This window comes from Georgenia muralis (assembly GCF_003814705.1).
Taxonomy (GTDB): domain Bacteria; phylum Actinomycetota; class Actinomycetes; order Actinomycetales; family Actinomycetaceae; genus Georgenia; species Georgenia muralis.
This window is the reverse complement of record NZ_RKRA01000001.1, coordinates 1,566,658-1,590,956: the sequence shown is the minus strand read 5'-3', so window position 1 is coordinate 1,590,956 and position 24,299 is coordinate 1,566,658. Positions and strand designations below refer to the sequence as shown.

The following is a 24,299-nucleotide window of genomic DNA, read 5'->3' as shown; positions in this document are numbered from 1 at the left end:
TCACCGCGGCCGCGGGCACCTCCTCAGGGTCAGCAGGTCCCCTGACCCCGGAGCAGCCATCATGAGTCCCAGCTTCGCCTTCCTCGTCCACCCGCGCACCTCCCTCGCCGAGGACCTCGGCCGGGTGTGGTCCCCGCTCGCCGCGGTGCCCGAGCGGTTCTACGACACTGCCCTGCGCCGTCTCGACCCCCCACCGGTGCGCATGGCGGGCGTGCGCATCGGCGGCCACGACGTCGGCCACGTGCTCCTCGTGCCCTACGGCGCCCGGCACCTCCTGGCGGACCCGGTCGAGGGCCGGCGCCGGGTGGTCCGCGCCGTGGACCGCGCCGTCCGGCTCGGCGCCGACGTCGTCGGGCTCGGCGCGCTGACCGCGACCGTGACCGGCGGCGGCCTCGCCCTGCGCGCCCGGGACGACATCGGCGTGACCAACGGCAACGCGTTCACCGCCGCCACCGTCGACGCCCAGGTCCGGGACCTGCTCGACCTGGCCACCCGCGGCGGCCGGCACGTGGCCGTGGTCGGGGCGACCGGCAGCGTCGGCTCGGCTGTCACGCGCCTGCTCGCCCGCGACGGTGCCGCGCACCGGCTCACCCTCGTGGCGCGCTCCACCGCCCGCCTGACGGCGCTGGCCGACGCCGTCCGGCCCACCGTTCCGACCGTCACGGCCACCGACCTCGCGGTCGTCGCCGAGGCGGACCTCGTCGTCCTGCTCACCGCGTCCACCGACGCGCTGCTCCAGCCTCACCACCTGGCTCCGGGCGCCGTCGTCCTGGACGCCACCCAGCCGCGGAACACCGCTCCCGGACTGGCCGAGGCCCGGCCCGACGTCCTCGTCGTCGACGGCGGCATCGTGGAGATCCCCACGCTGCGCCTGGTCGGCGGGGACATCGGGCTGCCCGACGGTCGCGCCTACGCCTGCTTCGCCGAGACGGCGCTGCTGGCCCTGACCGGGCACGCCGGTCACTTCGCGATCGGGACCCCCACGCTCGAGCAGGTGGACCACATCCGCGACGTCGCGGCCGACCAGGGGCACCTCGGCTTCCGGCCCGCGGCGCCGACCTCGTTCGGGGCGCCCCTGGTGCCCGCCCGGGCGACGGCGGTGACGGCATGATGCGGGTGGTGCTCCTGGGCGGCGGGTACGTCACGGTGCACGCCTACCGCTCGCTCGTGCGGCGGCTGGGCCGCGAGGTGCGGGAGGGCCGGGTGGAGATCGTCGTCGTCAGCGCCGACGACGCCCACAGCTTCCACGGCTTCACCGGCGAGGTGCTGGCCGGGCTCCTGCCCTACGAGCGCACCCGGACGCCACTGCAGGAGGCGTGTCCTCTGGCCCGGTTCGTCCACGCCAGGGTGCTCGCCGTCGACCCGGTGGCACGGTCCGTCACGTACGAGCACATCGCCGACGGCGTCGTGGAGCTGCTCTGGTTCGACCACCTCGTCGTCGGGACCGGTGCGCAGGAGCCGGTCGACGGCGTCCCGGGGCTGCGCGAGCACGGGTACACGCTGCGCGCACCGGGCGGCATCGCGGCGCTCACCCAGGCCGTGCACGCCCTCGCCCGCACCGCGCGCGACGACCGGAGCACCGGTTCGACGGCGGACCCGGCCGCCACCTCGGTGGTCGTCGCGGGCGGCGGGCTCGCGGGCGCGGAGATGGCCGCCGCCGTCGCCGACCTCGGCGGGGGCACCCTCGCCGTCACCCTCGTGCACGCCGGTGAGCGGATCGTGCCGGAGCTGCGGGCCGACCAGCCGGCCCTGGCCGCCCGGACCGAGCGCGAGCTCGCCCGGGCCGGCGTGGTGGTACGCACCGGGACCCGGCTCACCGCCGTCACCCCCGACGGCGCCCACCTCGACGACGGCACGTTCCTGCCCGCCGCGGTCGTGCTCGGCACGGTCGGGCAGGCGCCCGTCCCGCTGCCCGGGCTCGGGTCGACCCAGGACGAGCGGGGCCGGCTGGTGACCGCCCCCGACCTGTCGGTGACCGGCGACGTCTGGGCCGGCGGCGACGCAGCACGCGTCGTCCGTCCGGGCACCGACGCGCCGGTCCCGGCGAACGCCCTGTGGGCGATCAAGACGGGAGCCCACGTCGGTGACAACGTCGCCCGGGCCATCGCCGGCCGCGCCACGCGGCCGTTCACCTACCGCGGGCTCGGCCGTGCGGCGTCCTTCGGGCTCGGCCGCTCGGTGGCCGAGCTGTACGGCGTGGGGTTCACCGGCGCGGTCGCCTGGGTGCTCCGGCTCGTGTTCTTCCTGCGGTTCATGCCCTCCAGGCGCCGGGCGCTGGCCGTGCTCGGTGACCTCACCTCCCGTCGCGGGACCTCGGCCTCACGCGAAGCCGACCCCCTGCGGGCGAAGGTGGAAGTGAGCCTCTCGTAGACCGACAGGAGGGCACCATGACCGAGACGACGGACGGCCGCGCCGCGGACGCGTACGTCGCGGAGGAGATCCGGAGCCACCACGCGCTCATGCGGGCCGACCTCGACCGGCTCAGCGCCGCGCTCGTCGATGCGGCCGAGTCAGGGACCGACCCTGCGCCGGCGCGGGCCGAGCTGACGGAGTGGATCCGCACCACGCTCGTCCCCCATGCCGAGCAGGAGGAGGCGACCACCTACCCGGCGGCCGCGAACCTGCCGGAGGGACGGCTGCTCATCGCGGCCATGCTCGCCGAGCACGTCCTGATCCGGCGGTTCGCCGACCTGGCCGCACGCACGCAGGACCCCGCCGCCGCGGGCGCCTACGGGCGGGCGGTGTTCGAAACATTCTCCAGCCACCAGGCCAAGGAGAACGAGCACATCCTGCCCCTGCTGGTCGAGGAGCCCACGATCTCGCTGGCCGAGCTGATGGCCCACGGGCACGGGAGCCACCACGGCCACGGCCACGGCCATTGAGCAACCACCACTGAACAGCCGCCCGGACCCGCGGAGCGGATCCGGGCGACTGCGCGGTCACGTGGACGTGCTCGCGTCGCCGACGTGCAGGACCACGGTCGAGCCCATCGGCGCCGCCTGCACCAGCCGCAGCTGCGCCAGCGCCGGGTGGGCGTCGAGCAGCGCGGCCCCGTTCGCCATGGACCGCAGCGCGGCGGTCTCAGCGCGCGCCTGCTCCAGGACCGCCTGCCCACGCTGTCGAGCCGTGGCCAGCTCGGTCGCCGCGGCCCGCAGCTCGGCAGGAAGGATCACGTCCTTGACCACGACCTCAGCGACGGCGATCCCCACCGTGCGTGCGACAGCGTCCGTCGCGGCGGTGAGCTCGGCGACCGGCAGCGACGCACCCCGCCGCACGAGGTCCTCGACGGCGAGTCCGCCGAGCACCTCGCGGATCCCGACCTGGGCGGCGAGGTAGACCTGGCCGACCGGGTCGGCAGCGCGCTCGACGAAGACCACCGCGTCGGCCACCGCCCACCGCACGACGGCGCTGACCTTGACGGTGATGCCGTCGGCGGTGGGCACCTCCTGCGGCGAGAGGGGCAGGAGGTGGTCGCGCAGGTCGACGAGCAACCGGCGCGTGGCCCAGCCACGCGGGTGCCGCCCGCTCTCGAGCACGCGGTCGAGCCGGCCGTGCCGGTAGACGACCGCGCAGTGCCGCGCGGGCACCGTGACGGTGAACAGCGACATCTTCCTTCCTCCTCTCGTGTGCGTGGTGAACGCCGCCGGCCGGCACGGCCGGGTACGGGGACCGGCGCTCCGCGTTGGCAGTGCAGGCCCGCTGGCACCCGGCCGTGATGGCCCGGACGGCGGCGTCCTTCGGGGAGTTGAACCCCAGGTGCTCATCGCACCGTGCCGGATCTGTTCCGCAGACAGATGGCCCCGGTCGCCGACACGCAGGACCGGTGCCCGGCAAGCCGGACCGGCTGCTTGCTGACCGGGATGGTCATCGTGGCAGCACGAGCGACGGCGGCGCCAGGGAATTCCAGCCCGCATCACCTTAAGGAGCGGGGCTAATCACTACGGCGCGCCAGCGCGCCTGGTGGCGACATCTCTCTCAAACGTCCCGCATGCCAGCATGCATCCAGCGCGCCGCCCCGCGGACAAGTCCATCCGTCATCGACCTCGCAGACATTCTCGTTGCCCACAGCGGCTTCCCAGGCGAGGACCACGGGCGCCGGATGTGAACTGGGCGACACAGGTGGGTGGGAGTGGTCGACAGCCGAGCCCGGTGTCGAACGGCGCTGGATAGCAGCCGCTCTGGGCTGAAATCTGGGTGGCCAGACCTACACTTACCGAAACAGCCACTGACCTCCCGAGAGAACTCCCAATGACCCTCATCGAGCAGTTGCGTCCAGCAGAGTGGTGTACCGGTAGCTCGGTGAGCGTGTCGTCGTAGACGAGTGCGGTCACCGCGTGATCCTTCGAGTGAACCTTCCACAGCACTCTCGAAAAGGACCGACTGCGATGACCGCTCCTTCCAGTATCGACCCTGCCCGGATTCTCCAGGACCACCTTGCCCAGGCGTCCCCGGACCTGCTGCGCCAGCTGCTCACCACGTTCATCAACGCCCTGCTCTCCGCCGACGCCGACGCCGTGTGTGGTGCAGCGTGGGGGCAGGTCTCGGACGAGCGCACCAACCGGCGCAACGGCTACCGCCACCGCGACTTCGACACCCGCGCCGGGACCATCGACGTCGCGATCCCGAAGCTGCGCACCGGGTCCTACTTCCCCGACTGGCTCCTCGAGCGGCGCCGCCGCGCCGAGGCGGCCCTGACCAGCGTGGTGGCGACCTGCTACCTCCTGGGCGTCTCCACCCGGCGGATGGACAAGCTCGTCCAGACCCTGGGGATCACCGGGCTGAGCAGGTCCCAGGTCTCACAGATGGCCAAGGACCTCGACGCCCAGGTCGAGGACTTCCGCACCCGGCCGCTGGACGCCGGCCCGTACACGTTCCTCGCCGCGGACGCGCTCACGATGCGGGTCCGCGAGGGTGGCCGGGTGGTCAAGGTCGCCGTCCTGGTCGCCACCGGCGTCAACGCCGACGGCCACCGCGAGGTCCTCGGTGTCCAGGTCGCCACGGCCGAGTCCGGGGCGGGGTGGCTGGCGTTCTTCCGTGACCTCGTCGCCCGGGGCCTGACCGGGGTCAAGCTCGTGACGTCCGACGCCCACGCCGGCCTGGTCGAGGCCATCGGGGCGACCCTGCCCGGGGCGGCGTGGCAGCGGTGCCGCACGCACTACGCGGCGAACCTCATGGCCAAGTGCCCCAAGGCGTCCTGGCCGGCCGTGAAGGCCATGCTGCACTCGGTCTACGACCAGGTCGACGCCCCCGCCGTCCAGGCCCAGTTCGACAAGCTCCTCGACGCCGTCGAGACCCAGCTGCCCGACGTCCACGCCCACCTCGACGACGCCCGCGGCGACATCCTGGCCTTCACCGGCTTCCCCAAGGCCCTGTGGCGCCAGATCTGGTCCAACAACCCCAACGAGCGCCTCAACCGCGAGATCCGCCGCCGCACCGACGTCGTCGGCATCTTCCCCGACCGCACCAGCATCATCCGCCTCGTCGGGGCCGTGCTCGCCGAGCAGCACGACGAATGGGCCGAAGGCCGCCGCTACTTCGGCCTCGACGCCCTCGCCAAAGCCCGCCTGAGCCTCATCACCACCACCGAGACCGAACAGGAGGACCCCGCCATCGCCGGCGCCATCAGCGCCTAACACCCCACGAAGGAATCACGCCGAACCCGTACACCACCCCAGAGGACTTGACCCATCGAGCGCACTGACGCGCACCCAGAACTTCAGCACGAGCAGGACTACTTCGACGAAGCTCTGCGGTTGCGGGAGGAAAAGCGGCACTCACGGCAGTCAGCATTCATGCAGGCCGCTGACGCCAAGGCACGGGCGGCTCTGAAGAAGAATGCTGACTCCGACTCCACCCTCGGGAAGCCGACGGACGCGGTCGCCTTCACCAAGCTCATCCAGGATGACGGCACCGAGTACTACGTCGGGCAACACGCAATTACCGATTCCAAGCGACAGGTCAAGGTCTTCGCCTGGAAAGCTCCACTCATCATGCGGATGCGTGAGGCGACCGCCGAGAATCCGAGCAATGTCCGTAGCCGGCGTGACTTCACCACAGCCATCAACGAGAACCGGATCATCAACATTGATGACGTGGTCTTCGCGGAGCTCGCGAGCAGGATCGCCAGCCTTGACGACCCGGCGCTTGCGGTCATCGAGGGAGACGAACTCCTCCAAGAGGCACTCGGTCGTGGTCGGACGCCCGAGCTTCAGCAGATTGTCCAGACGATCCAGGCCGCCCAGAGCAAGCTCATACGGACGCCGCTCGAGCGTCTCCTCGTAATCCAGGGCGGACCTGGCACAGGCAAGACGGCTGTGGCCCTCCATCGCGTCTCCTACCTGCTGTTTACCTACAGCGACCAGTTGGACCCCAGGGACGTCCTAGTGGTAGGCCCCAACCCGACCTTCACGCGCTACATCAGGCAGGTGCTCCCCGAACTCGGCGACGAGAACGTCAATCAGACCGATCTCCAGGGGATGCTCTCGGTCACCGTCAGCGTCACTCGAAAAGAGGAGCCCGCCGTCGCGAAGCTCAAGGGGGACGGACGTATGGACGAGCTCATCCTCAACGGCCTGCGAAACCGGGTCCGGCGTCCCGCGGACGACACACGGTTTACCGTCACGGGACGCACGTGGGCGGTATCGATCTCGCCGGAGGACGTCGACGATCTTGTCGAAAATCTGCTGCCGTTGAACTACAACAACGGTCGCGCTCGGTTCCGCACCGCCCTGATGAGCCGCCTCGGCGTGCTCGTCCGTCGTGGATTCGACAACGACGGCACCCGGCTCGGCCGCGACCCGCAAGAGCTCCTCCGAGCGGCCGACATCGAGAACTTTGTCGAGCGGGTCTGGCCGCGCCTAACACCACCGCAGTTCCTGTCCGAGCTCTTCGGCAGCCTCGAACGCCTCGTCGCTGCCGCTCCCCGTGCCTTCGGAAGCGAAGAGATCCAACTCCTGAGGCGCCAGTCCGCCTCGCGGATCTCAGAGGAGTCGTGGTCGAAGGAGGACCTCGTCCTACTCGACGCCGTTCAGAGCGAAATGTCCGGTGCGACGGAGACGTACCACCACATCGTGGTCGACGAAGCTCAGGACCTCACTCCGATGCAACTCAAGGCGATCGCGAATCGTTCTTCGGGGGGCTCGATGACTGTCGTCGGTGACATCGCACAGTCGACGGGGAACTGGGCCCGCAACTCCTGGGACGACGTCGTCGACGAATTGGAGCGGAAATATGAGGCGGAAATCGTTGAGCTCTCGCACGGTTATCGCGTCCCTCGATCCGTCATGGACCTCGCTGCAGACGTCCTTACCCAAGCTGCCCCGGGAATCACTCCCCCGGTGGTCGTCCGGGACGTAGCGCCCGGCCCGCAGTTCCGTTCGGTCGACCTCGAAGAGGACTTTGACGCGGCAGTCCTTGAAGTCGTCAAGGCGCACAGCGGTGTGGGTCGATTCGTCGGCGTCATCTGCCCCGACTCCCGCCGCCAAGACCTCGAAGAGCTCTTAGATCGCGAGGGTGTGAAGTGGAACGACGCGGACCGCGGCGGGCTCAGCCAGTCCATCAACGTCGTCAGTCCGGTCGCGGCGAAGGGCCTGGAGTTCGACGCGATTGTGATCGCCGACCCCGAGCGGATCATCGAGGCGGGGCCCGAGGGATTCCGAATGCTCTACATCGCGGTGACCCGGACCACTCACTACCTCAACATCGTCCACCCTGCTGGGCACCTGCCCGAGGTACTCGGCGGTACCTCGCAGCCCGTGACGGAGAGTGTCGCGGTTCCGATCACGGGGGAACTGGATCTCGACGACGACGGCCCGTCGGCCGAGCGGAGCATTAACGGCAACGGCTCAATCGATGATGTCTCGATCTCCTCGCCAGAGCACTCGCTGCCGGTGACCGCCGACGACACCCGGCCTGCGCCAACAGATTCCTTCAGCGATGTGGCCGCCGGCGACCGGGCCAGCCGGCGTGCGCGCACCATCGACCGCCACGCCGAGGATGTACTAGACGACCTGAAGGACACGGTCGCGCCGCACCTGTGGCGTGCGGTGCTCGAAAGGGCACTTGAGCAGATGAGATCGGAGCCGTGACCACCTCCAGGGGCCGCACGCGCTACGTCCGGGGAGGTACGCCGAACTGACCCCACATCACTAGCGTGTTGGTCAGACCTCGAATGTCCTGTACGCGCGACGAGGGCGCCTTGCTGGACTCCGTTGGAAAGTGCCCGGTGCTAAACCAGAGCTTCTCGATCGGGAATCCCAGCCGCCTGTCGAGAGATCCGAGAAGCCGACGGAAGACGGCAACGCCCTCAGGGTCCACTTGCGGACGGTCACGTTCGACTTCCGAGACCGCAAGCTCCCTGAACGCTCCCGCCAAACACCTCAAGATCGTTGGCGAGGCGATGAGGCTCCGCGCCCGGATCTCCGATGGCGTGACGTCGCCGGCTGCGAGCCGCCGAACGTCGCCGATCTCCGCCTCGAGCACCTCAAGGAACTGAACACTCACGACACTGACGTCGGCCGCCCGCATTCGCTCCTCGCGTCGTTGAGTGGCGCGGGACTCTGGTCCGATCGCGGCGGCGCGGATGACATCACCCAAGTTCTTGGCCGAGATGAACGACTCACTCTTGACGGTCATCCGGTCCTTCTCGAAGTCCACGAGGCCCTTCAGGAGGGGTTGGCTCTCGGCAAGGTCGGACGCGACTCGGTTGACGATGTCGCGCTGGTCGAGGCTTGCCAGAACCGACTTGTTGATGCCCTTGGCGTTGATGGCGATGTCCGAGAAGAACTGACCGTGCTCTACCTCGTCGATTTTCTCGTAGATCTCGACCGTCACGTGCTCATGCCGCAGCCGGTTCCGAGCCTGCTCGGCCCGCTCCAACCGAGTCTCGGCTTCGCGAATCCTCCGGGCCTCCCCTGCACGAAGCGCCTGATCGGCCAACCGCCGGGCCGTGGAGTACTCGGCCTCAATCTGCTCCACCGCGATGCTCCACCCAAGGATACGGTGCTGACCGTCAAGGATCTTGATCGCATCGACCGACGTGTCCGGCACCGTCAGCACTCCATGCGCAACACCGCCCGTGGTGTGGTTAACCGCGAACCACTTGCGCAGACTGACTCGGGAATCGAGCAGAAGCGGCGGAGCCGCCCACCGCTCATTCTGCTTCCAGTACTGGGCAAAACCCTCAGCGTGCGCACCGTCCACCCTTCGGTTTCCCTGAAACGGTTCCGTCGGATCCGGAATAGGGAGGTGCAGGGACACCGCACGAATGGGCATGGCGACGACGTAGACACTTACGCCACCTCGGTCAAAGCGGTAGGCGGGATACTGGCTCGTACCATGTTGCGGCTCGTTCACGTGATCGCCTCTGTCGTTTCTCTCGGGTGCCACTGATCATCGCAGAACTCGCCGCGACGGCGCTGTTCCGTACGCTGACCGTCACGGTCTTCTCTTGCTACCGGGTTAACTATCCGTCCCGGGCAACCTCCGCGGGACCACCAAGATGGTGATAGCCTCGTCGCCGAGCCCTGCGAGCATGGGTTGAGGGTCACAAGGCTTCCATCAGAGGTATGAGAAGCCTATTTCGGCGTCAGGTCGCGACCTTCCGCCATTTCGGATTCGGGAAAGCGGAAGTGCGCGGACTCAATCGGCACTCCACGTGCGTCACAGACTCCCCGCTGGCTCTTTGGACGTCTCCTGGACATTCTAATGTTAAAGGGTTATACCGGCGCAGTTCGAAATTGCTGGTACCGGGCTTCCAGCCGAACCTCATCAGGCCTCTCCCTCCGCGACCGGGGGACCATCATGAGCTTTTCGCCGTGGAGTGCCTGAATGCCATGCTTCAGCATCGGGCCATCTATCTCTTCGAGAATGTCCGGGCGCACCTCGATGACCAGGTCCGGACGGATACCCATGATGTTGGCATCGTAGGCCCCGTGGTGAATCTTGCAGAGGGCCAAACCGTTGGATGTCGCCGGAACTCCATCCTCGGTCGAATCAGGAGTGATGTGAGCCGCGTCGAGTAGGTTTCCGTGGCGGAACGCACAAATAGCACATCTTGTCTCATACGCATGCATAACACCCGCCCGAAAGAGCGGCTGGTGCAATCGGCGTTTCGTCATGGTTTCGACATAACGCTTGCGCCGCGAATTGACCTCCCCTCCGACATCGAGGACCAACTGATCCTCTCCGAGCGCCACAACAAACTGCTGCCGCTCAGGCTCCTCAGCCAGCAAGTAGACCGGTGCAATGGCCGTATAGAGGGCGGGAGCAAAGCCTTCGAACCAGATAATCGGAACCTGACGTTCCATCGCCTTCCGGAGAGCGCGGTTCTCTGGGTGGTTCGGGTCGCTGCCTCGCCATCTGTATCGCAATAGCCCGTCCGCGCCCATCCCGTCCTCGTAGGGGCGCATGGCCCCCTCAGGTCGAAATACGGTTCGTATGGCGAGTGCCGCATCAAAGCCCGCTGGCTTTCGTATCCCCCGCTGGCGGTCCATCAATGGAATCCGCGTACCGTCAAATGTGAAGAGTGAGAGATCCGCGTGCGTCCAATATTCGACGCCTGCAGCACGCTGGCGCGTTAACCAGTCGATGGCCGCGAGACGTGCGGCAAGTTCGCGTTCGATCACTGATTCCGACATGCCAGCCTCCTGAGGGGAAGCTTAGCCGGAGCAGCCGTAGAATTTTCCTGAGCCGAGAGGCCAATTGCCCGACGCTCGCGGACAAGGTCCTCTCACCTCCGTAGTCGATCACTGCCTCGCAGCGCCTACGTTGATACCAGGTTGCGACAGTGGACCTGCCAGCTCAGAAGCCTCACCGGCAGCCGACGTCCGCAAGCGCCTGCGCGATCAGCGGCACACAGTTCTCGACGCTGAAGCCATGGCATTCCCGCGGCTTCGTTGGGGGTGCGAACGGCCGATTCACGCCGGTCGGCTCCCGCGTCTCCCCGGGCCAGCGGATCTGCCGGTAGCCGATCGCGTAGTCCGTGGAGTCGAACGCTTCGTGAAGTACTACGCAGCCTCTCCCCGGACGACCTTCGGACCGTGTTGGCCCCCCCCAAGGCGGCTGTGATGCCGATGAACTGGCGAATGGAGCCCTGACATCCGTGCGGCGTACCCTGGAACCGGGCACCCGTCGTCATCGTGCCGGGGCCCGCCGGAGCCTCGATGACTGTGGAAGAGCTCGCCGATCTCGGCAGGCAGGCCCTCGCGCGCAAGGAGTGGGCGGCCGGCTACGCGGACCTGCACGCGGCACGCCTGCGCGGCGACATCGGCGCCGAGGACCTGCGCGAGCTGGCCCGAGCAGCCTTCCTGCTCGGCCGGGACGATGAGGGCTGCCAGCTCTTCGACGAGGCGTACCACGCGTTCGAGGCCGCCGGCGATCCTGAGCAGGCAGGTCGGTGCGCGTTCTGGGTCGGGTTCAGCCTCCTCAACCGCGGGCACCACGCGGAGGCCGGAGGGTGGTTGGCCCGCGCGCAGCGCATCGCGGAGGAGCAGCCCGGCTCCGGGGCGCTGGGCGGTTACGTCGCCATCCCCCACGCCATGCGCGCGCTCTACACCGGCACACCCGACGCTGCGTTCGAGGCCTTCGCCGGCGCACTCTCGACCGGCGAGCAATGTGGCGACAAGGACCTCATCGCCCTCGCCACCGTCGGCATGGGCGAGGCCATGGCACGGCAGGGCCGGGTCGCGGCCGGCATCGCCCTGCTCGACGAGCTCATGCTCTCGATGGGCGACGGCACGGTGTCCGAGATCCCCACGGGCATCGTCTACTGCGTGGTCGTGGGCCTGTGCGAGGAGCGGTTCGACGTCGGCCGGGCAGCGGAGTGGACCGCCGCGCTCGACCGCTGGCGAAGGCAGCAGCCGGACCTCGTCGCCTTCCGCGCCGAGTGCCAGGTCCACCGGTCGCAGGTGCTGCAGCGCCGGGGCAGCTGGGAGGAGGCGGTCACCGAGGCCGAGCGGGCCCTGGCCAGGCTGACCGGGGCAGACGACGCCGCGACCGGGATGGCCTGGTACCAGCTGGCCGAGCTGCACCGGGTCCGCGGCGATCTGCTCGCGGCGGAGGAGGCCTACCGGCGCGCGCACGAGAGTGGGCTGGAACCTCAACCGGGTCTCGCCCTGCTGCGGCTCGCGCAGGGTCGTCCCGACGTGGCGGCGACCGCCATGCGGAGGGCAATGGCCGAGGCCCCTGACGCCGTCTCGCGGTGCCGGCTGCTGCCCGCCGCGGTGGAGGTCCTCCTCGCCGCGGGTGACATCGACGCCGCCCGGCGGGTGGCTGAGGAGCTCACCCAGCACGCCGCGGACCAGGCGGCGACCCCCTACCTCGTGGCCGTGGCCGCCACGGCGCGCGGCTCCGTGCTGCTGGCTGACGGCAGGGCGACGGCGGCAGCCGGTGAGCTGCGGCTCGCCCTGGAAACCTGCCTGACCCTCGGCCTCGCGCACGAGGCCGGTCGGGTGGAGCTCAAGCTCGCCAGGGCCCGCATGGCGGCCGGGGACGTGGAGGCCGCACAGCTCGACCTCGACCGTGCCCGGCGGACCTTCGAGCGCCTGGGAGCGGAAACCGACCTGGCCGTCGCCGACGAGCTCTCGGTCCGCCTCGACGCAGCCGACGGGGAGCCGGGCGGACTCACCGCCCGGGAGGTCGAGGTGCTCCGCCTCGTCGCGACGGGCCGAACGAACCGGGCGGTCGCCGGGGAGCTGCACCTGAGCGAGAAGACCGTCGCGCGCCACCTCAGCAACATCTTCACCAAGCTGGACCTGCCCTCGCGGGCCGCCGCCACCGCGTATGCCTACGAGCACCGTCTGGTCTAGGCGCCCGCGAGCACCGCTGCGCCCAGCGGCGGACGGCGGGATCGGGCTTCGTCGTCGTCATCTCGGGGATGAGCATTTCTACCCATATCGTCCGGGCAAGGTGTGGTCATCCGCCCGACGTCGCCAGCGCCCCGAGTTCCTAGCGTTGAGGAATGGACATCCCCCTGCTGGCCGGCACCATCTCGACGGTGATCTTCGCCGGGAGCATGCTGCCGATGCTCGCCAAGGCGGCGCGGACCAAGGACCTCGGCTCCTACAGCCTGGGCAACATCGCGCTCATCAACGCGGGCAACGTCGTCCACACGCTGTACGTGGTCACGCTGCCGGTCGGGCCGGTGTGGGTGCTGCACGGCTTCTACGTGGTCAGCTCCGCCCTGATGCTCGCCTGGTGCCTGCGCTACCGGTCCTCGACACACGCGACGGAGCCGACGACGGAGCCCGCCACCCGCGTCGCCGACGCCGACCTGCCGGTCCGGCTGGGGGTCTGACCCACCGGGCCCACCCGGGTCCCGGTCCGCTCGTCACACATCGGAGGACGCCATGAGCACCGTCATCGTCGGAGCCGGTCAGGCCGGCCTCGTCACGGCCTACCACCTCGGCCGGCTGGGGCAGCCCGCCGTCGTGCTGGATGCGCGAGACCGGGTCGGGGACTCCTGGCGGGAGCGCTACGACTCCCTCCGGCTCTTCTCGCCGGGCATGGCCGACGGCCTGCCCGGGCTGCCGTTCCCCGGCCCACGACACGAGTTCCCGACGGCGCGGCTCATGGGCGACTACCTCGAGCAGTACGCGGCCACGATGGAGCTGCCCGTCCGCACGGGGGTCCGCGTGGAGCGGGTCAGCCGCCGAGGGGGTGGGTTCACCGTGGAGACGAGCCAGGGAGCGCTCGACGCTGACGACGTCGTGATCGCCACCGGCGGCCACACCCGCCCGTACGTACCCGAGCTTGCCCGCGACCTCGACCCCGGGATCCTCCAGCTCCACTCCACCGGCTACCGGAACCCGGGCCAGCTGCAGGCGGGTCCGGTCCTCGTGGTGGGCGCGTCCCACTCGGGCGCGGACCTCTCCCTCGAGTCCGCGGCGGACCACGAGACGTACCTGGTCGGCAAGATCCACGGCCAGATCCCGGTCGGGAACGGCGGCCCGCTGACCGCGGTGGCCGGCCACCTCATCATGTTCGCCGCCAGGCACGTGCTCACGCTCCGCACACCGGTCGGACGGCGGCTGGCGCCGCGGTTCCGCCACCACGGCGCCCCGCTCGAACGGCCCAAGAAGGCCGACCTCGAACGGGCCGGCGTCGTGCTGCTCCCCCACCGGGTCACCGGGACCCGCGACGGCCTACCGGTGCTCGACGACGGACGGGTGCTCGACGTCCGCAACGTGCTGTGGTGCACCGGGTTCCGGGAGGACTGGAACTGGATCGAGGGCCTGCCCCTGGCCGAGGACGGCTACCCCCGCCAGCGCCGGGGCGTGGTCGACGACGTCGAAGGGCTGTACTTCATGGGCCTGCCGTTCCAGTACGCCGCTGCCTCGGGTCTCGTCCTCGGCGCCAGCAGGGACGGGCGCTACGTCGCGGAGCACATCGCCGCCCGTCGGCGTGCCCAGGTCTCCGCTGGAGCCGCGGCCGCGTGATCCGCCGGGCACTCCTGTGCGGACGTCAGCTCACGTTGCCCTTGAGCAGACGGTGCCAGTAGATCTGCGGCTCGAGGTATCGGTCGAAGACGAAGGTGCTGCGCCGCGGCCGCACGAGGTCGGGGGTGCTGATCGTCGGCTGCGGACGCCCGTCTCGGTCGAACTCGGCGAGCAGGAGCTCCCGGCGGCTGGTGGTCACCGGTGCGACCGAGTAGCCGTCGTAGTGCCGCAACGTCCGCCCGGCACGGTTGGCGGCGATGTTGTGGGCCACCACCGGCACCTGCTTGCGCAGCGCCCCGCCGGACGGGAGCGTGTCGACGGTCGCGACGTCGCCGAGGCCCCACACCCGCGGGTGGACGCGGTGCTGGAGCGTGCCGGGGTCGACCGCGACGAACCCGTCGCTCTCGGCGGTGGCGAGACCGCTCTCGGCGACCCACTCCGGCGCGCGGTGCGGCGGGGCGACGTAGAGGGCGTCGTAACCCAGCTCGTCGCTGCCGCCGGCCGTCCGCACCCGCAGGTTCCGCGCCGCGGCGTCGACGGCCTCGACCCGCGCCCCGGTCCGCACGCGGACGCCGTAGTCGGCGGCCGCCGCGCGCAGCTCCCGGTCGGCGTCGTCGTGGTTGACGAGCCGCTCGGCCTCGACGAGCAGGTCGATCTCGATGGCGTCGAGCACGCCGGCGTCGCGCCAGTGGTCGGCGGCCATGAACAGCGGCTTGAGGCCCACCGGTGCGCAGGGCACGTGCCGGTCGGAGATGACGAAGACCGCCCGGCCCGCCGTGAGCGAGGACAGCATCGTCCAGGTCTTCTCGGCCATCTCGGGCAGGTAGTTGGTCGCGGCCGCCGTCGTCCCCACCGCCTCCCACGCCCCCGGGACGGCGTCCCAGTCGACCCGCGAGCCCGGGCACACCGCCACGTCGTTGTAGTGCAGCTCCTCGCCGGTCGACAGGCGCACGACCGCGCGGTCGGCGTCGATCGCCATGGCCTCGTCGGTGTACCAGGTGCACCCCTCGGGGATGCACCTGGACTGCTCGCGGGTGAGGTCGTCCATGGCGGCCAGCCCGCCGGCGACGTAGCTGAGCAGCGGCCGGTAGTGGTGGACCTGCTTGGGCTCGACGATCGCGACGTCGCGGCAGCCCATCCGGCGCAGCTTGGCGGCCAGTGAGATGCCGGCGTTGCCGCCGCCGACGATGACGACGTCGTGGTGACTGCTCATGACCGGATCACGCTCCGGGCGGTAGAGGACCAGGAACCTGCCACGGTAGGACGCCCGGCGCCGACGCGCGCGCGGGCGGCGGTCGTAGGGTCGGGGCCATGCACAGCGACGCGCAGGGCCGGCTCCAGGTGGTGTGCGGACCGATGTTCGCCGGGAAGTCCGAGGAGCTCCTGCGCCGGGTGCGCCGCGCCCAGCTCGCCGGGCTCGCCGTCGAGGTCGTCAACCACGCCCTCGACGAGCGCCACGGCGTGGGCCGGGTCGCCTCCCACTCGGGGCTGAGCGTGCCCTCGCACTCGGTGCCGGACGTCGCCGGTCTCATCACCGTCGTCGCGGGCCGCCGGCTCGACCTCCTGGCGATCGACGAGGCCCAGTTCTTCGGGCCGGACCTCGTGGGGGCGGTCGGTGAGCTCGCGCTCACCGGCACGACGGTCGTCGTCGCCGGGCTGTGCGTGACCTTCGACGGCCGCCCGTTCGAGCCGCTGAGCTCGCTCATGGCGCTCGCCGAGGACGTCACCAAGCTCACTGCGGTGTGCGCGGTCTGCGGGCGCGACGCCGCGTTCCACCAGCGCACGGTGGCGGGCGACGTCGGAGACGCCCGGGTGCCGACCGCGGCGCACGTCGGCGGCACGGAGGCCTACCAGGCGCGGTGCCGGCGCCACTTCGATCCGCGCAGCTGACCAGGACCTGGCCGGGGTCGGCGGTCGGCGGTCGGCGGCCGGCGAGGGTCAGCCAGGCGCCGGTCCGGTCGTCGCCCGGTCGAGGAACGGGGCCGGTACGCGCACCGCCTGCGGGTCCGTCGCCTGCCCCTCGATCTTCGCGAGCAGCAGCTCGACGGCGAGGCGGCCGGCCTCCATGCTCGGTCCGTGGACCGTGCTCAGCGGTGGGACGGTCCGCACGGCCAGGATGTCGTCGCAGCCGACGAGCGAGACGTCCGCGGGCACCCGGGCCCCGGCCTCCACGAGACCGGCGAGGAGACCCTGGGCGAGCACGTCGTCGAACGCCAGGACGCCGGTCACCCCCGCCGTCAGCACCGCCGCGGCGGCCCGGCGGCCCTCCTCGTGCTCGGGCCTGTGCGGCCCGAGCGAGATGACCTCGATGCCGAGCCGACCGGCACAGTCGGACACGGCTGCAGCCCGCTCGCCGTTGGACCACGACGACTCCGGACCCCCGAGGTAGGCGATCCGGCGGTGGCCCAGTCGCGCGAGGTGCTCGACCGCCTGCCGCATGCCCAGGGTCGTCTCGATGAGCACCCGGTCGACGCCCTCGACGTCGCGGTTGACCAGCACCAGCGGGTGACCGGCGGCCATCTTCTGGATGCGCGGCTCCGGCATCCGTGAGGAGACCAGCACGACGCCGTCGGTCCGCTGCTGCAGGGCGAGGAGCACGCTCTCCTCCTTGACCGGGTCCTCGTCGGTGTCACCGAGCAGCGTCCCGACACCGACCTCACCGGCCCGGGCCTGGACCGCGCGGATCACCGGCGGGAAGAACGGGTTGGCGATGTCGGGCACGACGACGCCGATGGTCGACAGCCGCCCGGTGATGAGCGCCCGCGCGGTGAAGTGCGGGACGTAGCCGAGGTCGTCGGCCACCTTCCGCACCCGCTCGACGGTGTCCGCCCGGAGGAGGTGGGGGTGGGAGTAGACGCGCGAGACGGTCGACGCCGAGACGCCGGCCGCGGCGGCGACCATCTTCAGCGTGGGCGCTGCCGGCCGCACCGCTCGTCGTGCCACGGACGACACTCTACGAGCAGACCTGGGCGCTCACCGACGTCCCCCGTACGCGCCAGGTGCCGCGGGACGCAATGCGCAACTTCTTGACCGGTTTGCCGGGAACTCTTGACGTGCAAACGATTGCACGCAACCATCGCTCCCCAACGAGGACTCCGACCGCGGCGTCCTTCGAGGCAGGAGGAACACATGGGCGTGCTCGACTGGCTGGTTCTCGGCGGCTACTTCTTCGTCATGGTGGCGATCGGGCTGTGGGCGAAGTCCCGCATCCACGACTCCAGCGACTTCTTCGTGGCCGGCGGCAAGATGCCGTGGTGGCTCTCCGGAATCTCCCACCACATGTCCGGCTACAGCGCCGCCGTCTTCGTCGGCTACGCGGCGATCGCCTACGACCAGGGGTTCGTCCTGTACGTCTGGTGGGCGTTCGGCATCACCTTCGCCATGCTCGTCGGCGCGTTCGTCTTCGTGCCCAGGTGGCCCCGGCTGCGGCAGCGGCTGGGCATCATCTCGCCGCTGGAGTACCTCAAGATCCGCTACAACCTGCCCACCCAGCAGCTCCTCGCCTGGAGCGGCACCGCGCTGAAGGTGTTCGACGTGGGCGCCAAGTGGGTCGCCACCGCCATCCTCCTCAACGTCTTCGCCGGGGTCTCCCTGCCGGTCGGCATCCTGCTCACCGGCGGCATCACCCTCGTGTACTCCACGATCGGTGGCCTGTGGGCGGACGCCCTGACCGACTTCGGCCAGTTCGTCATCCAGCTCATCGCCGGGATCGTCATGTTCGTCAGCGTCCTGGCCACGCTCGGTGGCGTGTCGAGCATCTGGACGATGTGGGACGACCTGCCGGAGGGCAACGCCAGCTTCTTCAACGGCCAGTACACGGTCCTGTTCGTCATGGTGTACCTGCTCATCAACACCATGTCCTACAACGGCGGCACGTGGAACCTGGCGCAGCGCTTCATCGCCTCCCCGACGGGCAGCACCGCACGTCGCGCGGCCCTGCTCTCGGCCGGCCTCTACCTCTTCTGGCCACTGGTGATGTTCTTCCCCATGTGGGCCGCCCCGATCATCCTCCCCGGGCTGGAGGACACCTCCCAGGCCTACGCCCTCATCACCCAGGAGCTGCTCCCGGCGGGTCTCGTCGGCCTCGTCCTGGCCGGCATCTTCTCCCACACGATGGCGATGACCGGCTCGGACGCCAACGCCATCTCGGCCGTCGTCACCCGCGACATCATCCCGGCCATCTGGCGGCGCGAGAAGCCCATCGACACCCGCACCGAGCTGACCATCGGCCGGATCTCGGTGTTCAGCTTCATCGCCCTGAGCATGGTCATCGCGCTGAGCGCGGACAGCTTCGGCGGGGTGCTCGGCCTGATCATCCTGTGGTTCGGCGGCCTGGTGGGACCCATCGCCATCCCCATGCTCCTGGGCCTGCTGCCCACGTTCCGCCGGTGCGGCCCGATCGCGGCCATCACCTCGTGGGCGGCCGGCCTGCTCGTGTTCGTCCTGACCCGCTACGTCTTCGTCGGGCAGATCGAGCAGCTCGCCCCCGACCAGGTGACGGCCGTCCAGGTCGGCGGCCCCGTGGTCGTGTCGATCATCGTGTTCGTCCTGCTCGGCAAGGTCTTCCCCTGGCACGACGCAGCCTCCGACGAGCTCATCGACGCGATCTCCGCCGACCGCGAGGTCCCCGCCGACTCCATCGACGCGCGGACCACGTGACCCGGTACCGCAACCACCTCGTCGACGACGTCCTGCGGTGGTGGATGGCGAACGGGCCGGACGAGCAGCACGGCGGGGTCCTGACGTGCTGGGACAACGCCGGACGCCGTCTGCTCTCGCACGACAAGTACACGTGGTCGCAGGGGCGGTGGGCGTGGCTGATGGCTGAGGTCGCGCTCGCCGCCCCCGGCCTCGGCATCGACGCCGGCCCGTACGCCGAGCAGGCCAGGCGCACGGCGGTGTTCCTGCGGGACCACGCCGTCCTGCCCGACGGGACGACGGCCTTCGTCACCGACCGGGCGGGGATGCCGCACGAGAGCGCACCCGGCGCCGGTCTGCACACGAGCGTCTTCTCGGACCTCTTCGCCTCCCTGGGCTGGGCGGGCGTGGCACGGCTCGAGCGCGACGGCGACTGGGGCGCCCTGGCCCTTCGGATGCTGCTCGACGCCGCGGCGCGGATCCGTACCGGGTCGTTCCGGTCCGAGCCCTACCCGGTGGCGGCGGGACACCGCTCGTTCGGTCTGCCGATGATCCTCCTCGGGGTGGGCGAGCAGGTGTACCGCGCCACCGGGGACCCCCGGGCAGCCGCCGTCGTGCGCGCGGCCGGCGACGAGATCGCGGAGTACCACCTCGACGGTGACGACGTCGCGGAGATGCCCCGGCTCGACGCCGCGGACGACGGCTCGCTCCTCACCCGGCACCGCACGCCGGGGCACGTCCTGGAGTCGCTGTGGTTCGCGCATCACGCGCGCGACCTCCTCGACGGCCCGCTCGCCGAGACGGCCACTCTCGGGCGTATCGCCGTCCATGCCCTACGGCTCGGCTGGGACGAGGACCAGGGCGGGCTGCTCCGGTACGCCGACCGCGACGGCGGTGTACCCACGGGCACGCGCACGGCCGACCGGTACGAGCAGCTCGTCGTCGACACCTGGGACACGAAGCTCTGGTGGCCCCACGCCGAGGCGCTGTACACGACCCACCTGCTCGCAGGCGCCGCCGACGACACGGACCTGGCCGCCTGGTCCCAGCGGGTGGCCGACTACACCATGCGCACGTTCCCCGACGGGCCCGGTCAGGAGTGGACGCAGATCCGCACCCGGGACGGCTCGCCCCTGGACGCCACCGTCGCGCTCCCCGTCAAGGACCCCTTCCACGTGGCTCGCGCCCTGCTGCTGCTCGCACAGCTCGAGCGCGACCACCTCCCCCACCACCTGCAGGAGGCACGATGAGTCCACGCCTACGCGTGTTCCCCGACCGCACGAGCATGGGCGCGGCGGCCGCGGCCGACGTCGCCGCGGAGCTGAGGGAGCGTCTCGCGCGTCAGGAGAAGGTCCGCATGGTCTTCGCCGCCGCCCCCAGCCAGAGCGACGTCCTGGCGAGCCTGCGCCGCGCCGAGGGCATCGACTGGTCCCGCGTGACCGCGTTCCACATGGACGAGTACCTCGACCTGCCCGCGGATGCGCCCGAGCGGTTCGCCACGTGGCTGCGGGAGGCGATCTTCGACCACCTCCCCTTCGCCGCGGTCCATCTCATCGAGCCGGGCGACGACCCGGCCGCGACCGCGGAGCGCTACGCCGAGCTCCTCGCCGCCGGGCCGATCGACATCGTCTGCCTGGGGATCGGCCAGAACGGCCACATCGCGTTCAACGACCCCCCGGTCGCCGACCTGGACGACCCGCTCGACGTCAAGGTGGTCGAGCTCGACGAGGCGTGCCGCCGCCAGCAGGTGGACGACGACTGCTTCGCCACCCTCGCGGACGTCCCGCGTCGGGCGATCACCCTCACGGTCCCGCGACTGCTCGCGGCGGACCGCCTGTTCTGCGTGGTGCCGGGCGCGGCGAAGCGCGACGCCGTCGAGAAGGCCCTGCACGAGCCGGTCTCCGCGGCGCACCCCGCCACCGCCCTGCGCACCCACCCCGACGTCACGCTGTACGTCGACGCCGAGGCGGCCCCGCGGACCGCCGACGCCCAGACCGCCCCGCGGGCGGCAGGCACGGGGACGGAGGTGGCGCGATGACCGCCGACCCCACGTTCGCCGGGTACCTCGCCCAGGTGGACGGGCTCCTGGGCCGGATCCTCACCGAGGAGAGCGCGGCCATCCGCCGGGCGGCCGAGCTCCTGGCCGACCAGGTCGCCGCCGACCGGCTGGTCCACATCTACGGCCCCGGGGGCCACTCCAACCTCGCCGCGCAGGAGGTCTTCTTCCGGGCCGGGGGGCTCATGCACTTCGCGGCGATCCTCGACGAGGGCACCCTGCTGTCCAACGGCGCCCTGCGGTCCATGGCGATCGAACGCACGCCCGGCTACGGTCGCGTCGTCATCGAGGACCGGGAGCTCGGCGAGGGGGACCTGCTCGTGCTGGTGAACGCCTACGGCATCAACGCCGCGCTCATCGACGCCGCTCTCACCGCCCGTGAGCGCGGGGTGGCCCTCGTGGGCGTCAGCTCGCGCAGCCACGCGGAGAACACGGCGGGGGACCACCCCGCCCGCCACCCGTCCCGGCAGAACCTCCACGACCTGGTCGACGTCGCCATCGACTCCAAGGTCCCCATCGGAGACGCCGTGGTCGAGCTCGACGGCGTCGCGGAGAAGGTCGCCGCCGTGTCCACGTTCGCCAACGCCTTCGTCCTCAACTGCCTCACCCTCGCCACCGTCGAGGCGCTGACCGACCGCGGGGTCGAGCCGCCGGTGTGGCGCAGCGGAAACGCCCCCGGCGGTGACGCCGCCAACGCCCGGTTCCTCGGCCGGTTCCGCAGCCGGGTGCGCGCCCTGTGACCACCTACGTCGGGCGCGACCCGCGCACGGGCCGGCGGACCGAGGTGGCGGTCGAGGGGGAGGTCGTCACGCACGTCCGGACCACCGGCGACGCCGACCCCGACCTTCCGCTCATCGCCCCGGGGCTGGTGGACCTCCAGGTCAACGGGTTCGGCGGGCACGACGTCAACGGTCCGGACGTCACCGCCGCCGAGGTCGCCTACCTCACCGCCGCGCTCACCCGGGCCGGGACGACGACGTACGTGCCGACCGTCATCACGGGCAGCGAGGCCGACATCGTCCGCTCTCTCCGCGCGGTCGTCGACGCCCGGCACGAGGACCCCGCGACCGAACACGCCGTCCCGTTCATCCATGTCGAGGGTCCCCACCTCAGCGACCAGGACGGGCCCCGTGGTGTCCATGCCCGGGAGCAGGTCCGTCCCCCGGACCTCGAGGAGTTCCGCCGCTGGCAGGACGCCGCGGATGGCCTCGTGCGGATGGTGACGATCTCCCCGCACCACCAGGGATCGGTGGCCTACACCGAGGCGCTCACCAGCGACGGCGTCATGGTGGCGGTGGGTCACACGCACGCCACGGCCGACGAGATCCGGGCAGTGGTCGACGCCGGCGCCAGCCTGTCCACCCACCTGGGCAACGGCGCGCACGCCGTCATCGCGCGCCACCCGAACTACATCTGGGCCCAGCTCGCGGAGGACCGGCTGGTGGCCGGGTTCATCGCCGACGGGCACCACCTGCCCGGGGACACCCTCATCGCGATGCTGCGGGCCAAGGGGCTCGACCGCTCCGTCCTCGTCTCGGACTCGGTGGCTCTCGCCGGGATGCCCGCCGGCCGGTACGCCACCCCGGTGGGCGGTTCGGTCGACCTCTCCGAGGACGGCCGGCTGTCCGAGGCGGGGACGCCGTACCTGGCGGGAGCCGCGCGCTCGCTCGCCGAGTGCGTGGCGACCGCGTGCCGGTTGACCGGTCTGGCCCTGGCCGACGCCCTGCTCCTGGCGACCGTCAACCCCGGTCGCCTGGCCGGGGGGCGCGGCCGCCTCGTCCCGGGTGCCGCGGCCGACCTGCTCCTGTTCGACCCCGGGACGGACGGCACCTCGCTCGAGCTCCGTCAGGTGGTCGTGGCCGGGCAGCCGGTCGGATGAGGGCGGGGGTCGCCGTCGCCGAGGTGACCCCCCGGTCGCCGGTGGCGATGTCGGGGTTCGCCGCGCGGACGGCGCCGTCGTCGGGTGTCCACGACCCGCTGCTGGTCCAGGCGCTCTGCGTCGGCGACACCGCCCTGGTGACGGTGGACGTCGTCGGGCTCGACGAGGCGGCGTGCGCGGAGATCAGGAGGCGCTGCCCGGTCCCGGCCGACCGAGTCGTCGTTCACGCCACGCACACCCACGGCGGCCCGGTGAGCATGCCGGGGCGGCTCGGCCCCGGGCTCGACCCGACCTGGCTCGAGGAGGTCGTCGGCACGTGTGTCGACGCGGTCGGCCGAGCGGCGGCGGCACAGGTGCCGGTCACCGTCCGCGCCGCGGCGGGCGAGCGGACCGGGGTGGCTCGCAACCGGCGTCGCCCCGACGGCCCCGTCGACGACGTCGTGCCCGTGGTCCAGCTCGTCCGCACCGACGGCACCGTCCTGGCCACCGTGGTCTCCTACGCCTGCCACCCGGTGGTGCTCGGGGCGGACAACACCCTGCTCACCGCCGACTACCCCGCTGTCGTGCGCCGCCGCGTCAGCGCCGCGACATCGGCGCCGACCCTCTTCGTCACCGGCTGCGCCGGGGACGCGAACACCGGCCACTCGGCGCAGTCGTCGATCTCCACCGCCGCGGCGCCCGGCCGGACCTTCGAGACCTGCGAGGAGGTGGGCGCACGGATCGCCGACGCGGTCCTCGCCGCCAGGCCCGTGGACGCCCCGGGGCCGGTCACGGCCGCCGGCACCGAGGTACGGCTGGCGTACGACCTCCCACCGCTCGACGACGTGGCGGCCGACCGCCGCCGGTGGGCCCGGGAGAGGGCCGCCGCCCCGCCCGCCGAGCGCGCCCTCGTCGATGCCTGGATCGCGTGGGCCGACCGGTGGCTCGCCGGGGCGCCGCGGTCCTCACACCACCTGGCCACGGTGAGCGTCCTGCGGTGGGGCGGGGCACTCCTCGTCGCCCTGCCAGGTGAGCCGTCCGCCGTCGCCGCCCGAGCGGTCCGGGAGTCCGTGCGGGCGGTGCGGAGGTCAGCGGGACGGACGGGCGACGGCGTCGTCCCGGTGGTCGCCGGCTACAGCAACGGCTGCCCCGGGTACCTCCCGTCCGCCGACGAGTACGCCGTCGGTGGCTACGAGGTCGAGGACGCGCACCGGTACTACGGCGCTCCGGGACCGTTCGCCGCCGGATCGCTCGAGGGGCTCCTCGACGCGACCACCGAGCTCGTCGGGCGGGTGCTGGAGCGCCCCTGACC

The 24,299-nt window shown here is 71.1% G+C and carries 20 protein-coding genes; 15 read left to right on the top strand and 5 right to left on the bottom strand.

Annotated elements, in window-relative coordinates:
• The first annotated feature begins 61 nt into the window (after positions 1–61).
• From EDD32_RS07005 to EDD32_RS06995, 3 genes are read left to right on the top strand one after another with little or no spacing between them, the layout of a single operon-like run.
• Positions 62–1,111, top strand: coding sequence for a saccharopine dehydrogenase NADP-binding domain-containing protein (locus EDD32_RS07005; protein ID WP_123916167.1), 1,050 nt, complete (start codon positions 62–64; stop codon positions 1,109–1,111).
• Positions 1,108–2,370: an NAD(P)/FAD-dependent oxidoreductase gene (locus EDD32_RS07000; protein WP_123916165.1), complete on the top strand. Its 1,263-nt coding sequence runs from the start codon at positions 1,108–1,110 to the stop codon at positions 2,368–2,370. The genes EDD32_RS07005 and EDD32_RS07000 overlap by 4 nt, the downstream gene beginning before the upstream one ends.
• A gap of 17 nt (positions 2,371–2,387) precedes the next feature.
• Complete coding sequence (locus EDD32_RS06995; RefSeq protein ID WP_123916163.1) at positions 2,388–2,882, top strand: hemerythrin domain-containing protein; 495 nt, start codon at positions 2,388–2,390, stop codon at positions 2,880–2,882.
• Between the two features lie 57 nt (positions 2,883–2,939).
• On the opposite strand, the gene EDD32_RS06990 is transcribed toward EDD32_RS06995, so the two are convergent.
• Positions 2,940–3,608, bottom strand: a complete 669-nt coding sequence (locus EDD32_RS06990; RefSeq protein WP_123916162.1) for a slipin family protein — start codon at positions 3,606–3,608, stop codon at positions 2,940–2,942.
• Between the two features lie 777 nt (positions 3,609–4,385).
• Here EDD32_RS06990 and EDD32_RS06985 point away from each other — a divergent pair.
• Both EDD32_RS06985 and EDD32_RS06980 read left to right on the top strand, forming a co-directional pair.
• Complete coding sequence (locus EDD32_RS06985; RefSeq protein WP_123916160.1) at positions 4,386–5,633, top strand: IS256 family transposase; 1,248 nt, start codon at positions 4,386–4,388, stop codon at positions 5,631–5,633.
• A gap of 120 nt (positions 5,634–5,753) precedes the next feature.
• Positions 5,754–8,087: a HelD family protein gene (locus tag EDD32_RS06980; RefSeq protein WP_123916158.1), complete on the top strand. Its 2,334-nt coding sequence runs from the start codon at positions 5,754–5,756 to the stop codon at positions 8,085–8,087.
• Positions 8,088–8,109: 22 nt separating this feature from the next.
• Here EDD32_RS06980 and EDD32_RS06975 read toward each other — a convergent pair whose 3' ends face one another.
• The gene (locus EDD32_RS06975; protein ID WP_170175241.1) at positions 8,110–9,354 is read right to left on the bottom strand and encodes a DNA sulfur modification protein DndB; all 1,245 of its coding nucleotides are present in this window, start codon (positions 9,352–9,354) and stop codon (positions 8,110–8,112) included.
• A 362-nt stretch (positions 9,355–9,716) separates the two neighbouring features.
• Positions 9,717–10,637, bottom strand: coding sequence for an HNH endonuclease (locus EDD32_RS06970; RefSeq protein ID WP_123916154.1), 921 nt, complete (start codon positions 10,635–10,637; stop codon positions 9,717–9,719).
• A 525-nt stretch (positions 10,638–11,162) separates the two neighbouring features.
• Between EDD32_RS06970 and EDD32_RS06965 the strand changes: the two genes are divergently transcribed.
• From EDD32_RS06965 to EDD32_RS06955, 3 genes are all read left to right on the top strand, one after another.
• Entirely contained in the window at positions 11,163–12,806 is a 1,644-nt protein-coding gene (locus EDD32_RS06965; protein ID WP_123916152.1) for a LuxR family transcriptional regulator, read from the top strand.
• A 152-nt stretch (positions 12,807–12,958) separates the two neighbouring features.
• Positions 12,959–13,294: a hypothetical protein gene (locus tag EDD32_RS06960; RefSeq protein ID WP_246006021.1), complete on the top strand. Its 336-nt coding sequence runs from the start codon at positions 12,959–12,961 to the stop codon at positions 13,292–13,294.
• Positions 13,295–13,346: 52 nt separating this feature from the next.
• Positions 13,347–14,435: a flavin-containing monooxygenase gene (locus EDD32_RS06955; RefSeq protein WP_123916150.1), complete on the top strand. Its 1,089-nt coding sequence runs from the start codon at positions 13,347–13,349 to the stop codon at positions 14,433–14,435.
• Between the two features lie 25 nt (positions 14,436–14,460).
• Here the strand turns inward: EDD32_RS06955 and EDD32_RS06950 are convergent, their stop codons facing one another.
• Entirely contained in the window at positions 14,461–15,648 is a 1,188-nt protein-coding gene (locus EDD32_RS06950) for an NAD(P)/FAD-dependent oxidoreductase (protein WP_123916148.1), read from the bottom strand.
• 98 nt (positions 15,649–15,746) lie between these two features.
• Here EDD32_RS06950 and EDD32_RS06945 point away from each other — a divergent pair, with 98 nt between their 5' ends.
• Complete coding sequence (locus EDD32_RS06945) at positions 15,747–16,325, top strand: thymidine kinase (protein ID WP_123916146.1); 579 nt, start codon at positions 15,747–15,749, stop codon at positions 16,323–16,325.
• Between the two features lie 48 nt (positions 16,326–16,373).
• Here EDD32_RS06945 and EDD32_RS06940 read toward each other — a convergent pair whose 3' ends face one another.
• Positions 16,374–17,378, bottom strand: coding sequence for a LacI family DNA-binding transcriptional regulator (locus EDD32_RS06940; RefSeq protein WP_246006020.1), 1,005 nt, complete (start codon positions 17,376–17,378; stop codon positions 16,374–16,376).
• 186 nt (positions 17,379–17,564) lie between these two features.
• On the opposite strand from EDD32_RS06940, the gene EDD32_RS06935 reads away from it, so the two are divergent.
• The 6 genes from EDD32_RS06935 to EDD32_RS06910 are packed head-to-tail and all read left to right on the top strand — an operon-like array spanning position 17,565 to position 24,297.
• Positions 17,565–19,094: a sodium:solute symporter family protein gene (locus tag EDD32_RS06935; protein ID WP_123916144.1), complete on the top strand. Its 1,530-nt coding sequence runs from the start codon at positions 17,565–17,567 to the stop codon at positions 19,092–19,094.
• On the top strand, positions 19,091–20,323 hold the full coding sequence (locus tag EDD32_RS06930; RefSeq protein ID WP_246006019.1) for an AGE family epimerase/isomerase: 1,233 nt from the start codon (positions 19,091–19,093) through the stop codon (positions 20,321–20,323). Before EDD32_RS06935 ends, EDD32_RS06930 begins: the two co-directional genes overlap by 4 nt.
• Complete coding sequence (locus EDD32_RS06925; RefSeq protein ID WP_211338756.1) at positions 20,320–21,111, top strand: glucosamine-6-phosphate deaminase; 792 nt, start codon at positions 20,320–20,322, stop codon at positions 21,109–21,111. The genes EDD32_RS06930 and EDD32_RS06925 overlap by 4 nt, the downstream gene beginning before the upstream one ends.
• Entirely contained in the window at positions 21,108–21,869 is a 762-nt protein-coding gene (locus EDD32_RS06920) for a sugar isomerase domain-containing protein (protein ID WP_123916142.1), read from the top strand. Before EDD32_RS06925 ends, EDD32_RS06920 begins: the two co-directional genes overlap by 4 nt.
• Complete coding sequence (locus EDD32_RS06915; RefSeq protein WP_123916140.1) at positions 21,866–23,008, top strand: N-acetylglucosamine-6-phosphate deacetylase; 1,143 nt, start codon at positions 21,866–21,868, stop codon at positions 23,006–23,008. The genes EDD32_RS06920 and EDD32_RS06915 overlap by 4 nt, the downstream gene beginning before the upstream one ends.
• Positions 23,005–24,297: an alkaline ceramidase gene (locus EDD32_RS06910; RefSeq protein ID WP_123916138.1), complete on the top strand. Its 1,293-nt coding sequence runs from the start codon at positions 23,005–23,007 to the stop codon at positions 24,295–24,297. Before EDD32_RS06915 ends, EDD32_RS06910 begins: the two co-directional genes overlap by 4 nt.
• Positions 24,298–24,299: the final 2 nt, after the last annotated feature.

Bases quoted from the DNA above. Each gene is read 5' to 3' on its own strand.
- EDD32_RS07005 (WP_123916167.1), top strand. From the start codon at position 62: ATGAGTCCCAGCTTCGCCTTCCTCGTCCACCCGCGCACCTCCCTCGCC.
- EDD32_RS07000 (WP_123916165.1), top strand. From the start codon at position 1,108: ATGATGCGGGTGGTGCTCCTGGGCGGCGGGTACGTCACGGTGCACGCC.
- EDD32_RS06995 (WP_123916163.1), top strand. From the start codon at position 2,388: ATGACCGAGACGACGGACGGCCGCGCCGCGGACGCGTACGTCGCGGAG.
- EDD32_RS06990 (WP_123916162.1), bottom strand. From the start codon at position 3,608: ATGTCGCTGTTCACCGTCACGGTGCCCGCGCGGCACTGCGCGGTCGTC.
- EDD32_RS06985 (WP_123916160.1), top strand. From the start codon at position 4,386: ATGACCGCTCCTTCCAGTATCGACCCTGCCCGGATTCTCCAGGACCAC.
- EDD32_RS06970 (WP_123916154.1), bottom strand. From the start codon at position 10,637: ATGTCGGAATCAGTGATCGAACGCGAACTTGCCGCACGTCTCGCGGCC.
- EDD32_RS06965 (WP_123916152.1), top strand. From the start codon at position 11,163: ATGACTGTGGAAGAGCTCGCCGATCTCGGCAGGCAGGCCCTCGCGCGC.
- EDD32_RS06960 (WP_246006021.1), top strand. From the start codon at position 12,959: ATGGACATCCCCCTGCTGGCCGGCACCATCTCGACGGTGATCTTCGCC.
- EDD32_RS06955 (WP_123916150.1), top strand. From the start codon at position 13,347: ATGAGCACCGTCATCGTCGGAGCCGGTCAGGCCGGCCTCGTCACGGCC.
- EDD32_RS06950 (WP_123916148.1), bottom strand. From the start codon at position 15,648: ATGAGCAGTCACCACGACGTCGTCATCGTCGGCGGCGGCAACGCCGGC.
- EDD32_RS06945 (WP_123916146.1), top strand. From the start codon at position 15,747: ATGCACAGCGACGCGCAGGGCCGGCTCCAGGTGGTGTGCGGACCGATG.
- EDD32_RS06935 (WP_123916144.1), top strand. From the start codon at position 17,565: ATGGGCGTGCTCGACTGGCTGGTTCTCGGCGGCTACTTCTTCGTCATG.
- EDD32_RS06925 (WP_211338756.1), top strand. From the start codon at position 20,320: ATGAGTCCACGCCTACGCGTGTTCCCCGACCGCACGAGCATGGGCGCG.
- EDD32_RS06920 (WP_123916142.1), top strand. From the start codon at position 21,108: ATGACCGCCGACCCCACGTTCGCCGGGTACCTCGCCCAGGTGGACGGG.
- EDD32_RS06910 (WP_123916138.1), top strand. From the start codon at position 23,005: ATGAGGGCGGGGGTCGCCGTCGCCGAGGTGACCCCCCGGTCGCCGGTG.